Origin of the sequence: Amycolatopsis sp. SID8362 (assembly GCF_010550475.1) — a bacterium.
In the GTDB taxonomy this organism is placed as follows: Bacteria; Actinomycetota; Actinomycetes; order Mycobacteriales; family Pseudonocardiaceae; genus Amycolatopsis; species Amycolatopsis eburnea.
Genome location: NZ_JAAGNB010001433.1, coordinates 1 through 2,714, shown reverse-complemented (window position 1 = coordinate 2,714; position 2,714 = coordinate 1). Strand labels below are relative to the sequence as shown.

At 74.5% G+C, this 2,714-nt stretch carries 4 protein-coding genes; 1 reads left to right on the top strand and 3 read right to left on the bottom strand.

All coding sequences use genetic code 11. The features are described from left to right. Window positions 1–769 (top strand): non-hydrolyzing UDP-N-acetylglucosamine 2-epimerase (gene wecB / locus G3I65_RS44235; RefSeq protein ID WP_160701405.1); only part of this gene is annotated, 769 nt, incomplete at its 5' end. On the opposite strand, the gene tsaD is transcribed toward wecB, so the two are convergent. The 3 genes from tsaD to tsaB form a co-directional block, all read right to left on the bottom strand. After that, the gene (tsaD, locus tag G3I65_RS44230) at window positions 766–1,812 is read right to left on the bottom strand and encodes a tRNA (adenosine(37)-N6)-threonylcarbamoyltransferase complex transferase subunit TsaD (protein ID WP_160701404.1); all 1,047 of its coding nucleotides are present in this window, start codon (window positions 1,810–1,812) and stop codon (window positions 766–768) included. The genes wecB and tsaD overlap by 4 nt on opposite strands. Next, complete coding sequence (gene rimI, locus G3I65_RS44225) at window positions 1,812–2,291, bottom strand: ribosomal protein S18-alanine N-acetyltransferase (protein ID WP_160701403.1); 480 nt, start codon at window positions 2,289–2,291, stop codon at window positions 1,812–1,814. The genes tsaD and rimI overlap by 1 nt, the downstream gene beginning before the upstream one ends. Beyond that, the coding region (gene tsaB, locus G3I65_RS44220) for a tRNA (adenosine(37)-N6)-threonylcarbamoyltransferase complex dimerization subunit type 1 TsaB (RefSeq protein WP_160701402.1) at window positions 2,288–2,714 on the bottom strand (427 nt) is incomplete at its 5' end. The genes tsaB and rimI, both read right to left, overlap by 4 nt.

Sequence of the window (2,714 nt, the reverse complement as noted above, 5' to 3'; positions counted from 1 at the left end):
GCCGTTCCCCGAGGAGGGCGCGCGCCAGATGGTGTCGCGGCTCGCGGCGCTGCACCTGGCGCCGACCCTCGGCGCGGCCGCCGAGCTGCGCGCGGAAGGCGTTGCGCGGCAACGCATCGCGGTCACCGGCAACACGGTCGTCGACGCCGTGCTGGAGATCGCGGCCCGCGACCTGCCGGCCCGCGACACGGCGCTGGCGTTGCTGGAGATGGAAATCGCCGAGGCGGGCGAGCGGCTGGTGCTCGTGACGTCGCACCGCCGGGAGTCCTGGGGCGAGCCGCTCGAGCGGACGCTGGCGGCGGTGCAGCTGATCGTCGCCGAGCACCCGGACGTGCAGGTGCTGTTCCCGGCGCACCCGAACCCGCAGGTCCGCGCCCAGGTGGACGCGGCGCTGGACGGCCTGCCGCGGGTGACGGTCACCGACCCGCTCGAGTACCCGGACCTGGTCCGCGCCCTGCGGCTGGCGTCGCTGGTGCTGACGGACTCGGGCGGCATCCAGGAGGAGGCGCCGACGTTCGGCACCCCGGTGCTGGTGCTGCGCGACGTGACCGAGCGCGTCGAGGTCGTCGAGGCGGGCTGCGCGTGGCTGGTCGGCACCGACACCGAGCGCATCGCCGACACGGCGGCCCACCTGCTGAGCGGCGAACTGCGGCCGGCGCAGGTCGGAAACCCCTACGGCGAAGGCAATGCGGCGACGCTGGCGGTGGCCGCGATCGAGGAGTTGCTCGGCGTCGGCTCCCCGGCGCGCAACCAGGCTGTCGCTTCCTAGAGCGAAACCACGTTCACCGGGAGGGCCGGGTTCGCGCTGAAGTCCAGCGCCGCCGTCGGGCGCTTCGCCGCCACCACGTGCGCGCCCAGCGCCGCGATCATCGCGCCGTTGTCCGTGCACAGGCGGGGGCGCGGGACGCGCAGCTCGATGCCCGCCGCCGCGCAGCGCTCGGCCGCCAGGCCCGACAGCCGCGAGTTCGCCGCCACGCCACCGGAAATCACGATGGTGCCGATCCCCTGCTCCTTCGCCGCGCGGACCGCCTTCATCGTCAGCACGTCCGCGACGGCCTCCTGGAACGACGCCGCGACGTCGTCCACCGGGATCTCCTCGCCGCGCCGGGACGCGCCTTCGACCCAGCGGGCCACGGCCGTCTTCAAGCCGGAGAAGGAGAAGTCGTTCTTCGCGTCGCGCGGGCCGGTCATCCCGCGCGGGAACGCGATCGCCGCCGGGTCGCCGTTCTTCGCCGCCTTGTCGATCGGCGGGCCGCCCGGGTACGGCAGGCCGAGCACGCGCGCGACCTTGTCGTACGCCTCGCCCGCCGCGTCGTCCACAGTGGACCCCAGCTCGGTGATCGACGACGCGATGTCGTCGACGCGCAGCAGCTGCGTGTGCCCGCCGGACACCAGCAGCGCCAGGCACGGCGTGGGCAGCGGCCCGTGCTGCAGCGTGTCCACCGCGATGTGCCCGGCCAGGTGGTTGACGCCGTAGAGCGGCACGTCCAGCGCCGTCGCGTACGCCTTCGCCGCCGAGACGCCGACGAGCAGCGCGCCCGCCAGTCCCGGGCCCGCCGTCACCGCGATGGCGTCCACATCGGACAGTGCGAGCCCGGCCTTCTCGAAGGCCCGCGTGGTCGTCGGGACCATCGCTTCGAGGTGCGCGCGGCTCGCGACCTCCGGCACCACGCCGCCGAAGCGCGCGTGCTGCTCGACGCTGGACGCCACCTCGTCGGCGAGCAGCTCGACCGTGCCGTCGTCGTGCAGGCGGACCAGGCCGACGCCCGTCTCGTCGCACGAGCTCTCGATGCCCATGATGATGCGTGACATCAGCCCGCCACCCCGTCTCGCGTCCGCGCGGGGCGGACCATCGTGTACGCGTCGGCGCCGGAAGGCTGGTAGTAGCGCTTCCGGATGCCGAGCCGTTCGAAACCGTGGCTCTCGTACAAGGCGAGTGCCGTCGTGTTGTCCGTGCGGACCTCGAGGAAGACCGGTGCTTCGAACTCGTCGGCCCGCTCCAGCAGCGCGCGAAGCAGCGCCTTGCCGATCCCCTTGCCCTGGTGCTCCGGGGCGACGCCGATGGTGTGCACGGTCGACTCGTACTCGCCGCGGCGGCGCCCGACGACGGCCAGCCCGGCGTAGCCGAGCAGCTCGTCGCCCTCGTCCGGGCGCGCGGCGAGGTAGAAGTGGCCGGCGTCCAGCTCGGAGTGGAAGGCGCGGGACGTCCAGGGGTCGTCGCCCGGGAAGAGGATCTGCTCGATCTCGACGCACCGGGCGATGTCCCGGCGGCGCAGCGGCTCGAGTCTCACCTCGCGGTCACCCGTTTCGGCGCGGTGGGCTCGGCGGCGTCCGGGCGGCGCAGGTAGAGCGGGGTCAGCGGGGCCGGCTCCGCCTTCGCCAGCAACTCGCTCCGGGCGGCCTTCACCAGCCCGGCGGGCGACGGGAAGCGCGGCTCGATCGGCTGGACGCCGAGCGCCTCCGCGTACAGCACGGCGCCGTCGCCGGCGGCCACCTTGACGTCGGCCCCGAGGTCGGCGGGACGCTGGACGTGCGGGCCGTCGGTGCGGTTCCCGGCGCCGTCGTAGGCGGCCCAGTAGACCTCGCGGCGGCGGGCGTCGGTGCACACCAGGAACGGCTCGGCGGAGGTGACGTCCGCGGCCAGCGCGTCGAGGCTGCAGACCGGGTACACCGGGAGGCCGAGGGCGTGCCCGAGCGCGGCGGCGGTCGCCATC

Bases quoted from the DNA above. Each gene is read 5' to 3' on its own strand.
- tsaD (WP_160701404.1), bottom strand. From the start codon at position 1,812: ATGTCACGCATCATCATGGGCATCGAGAGCTCGTGCGACGAGACGGGC.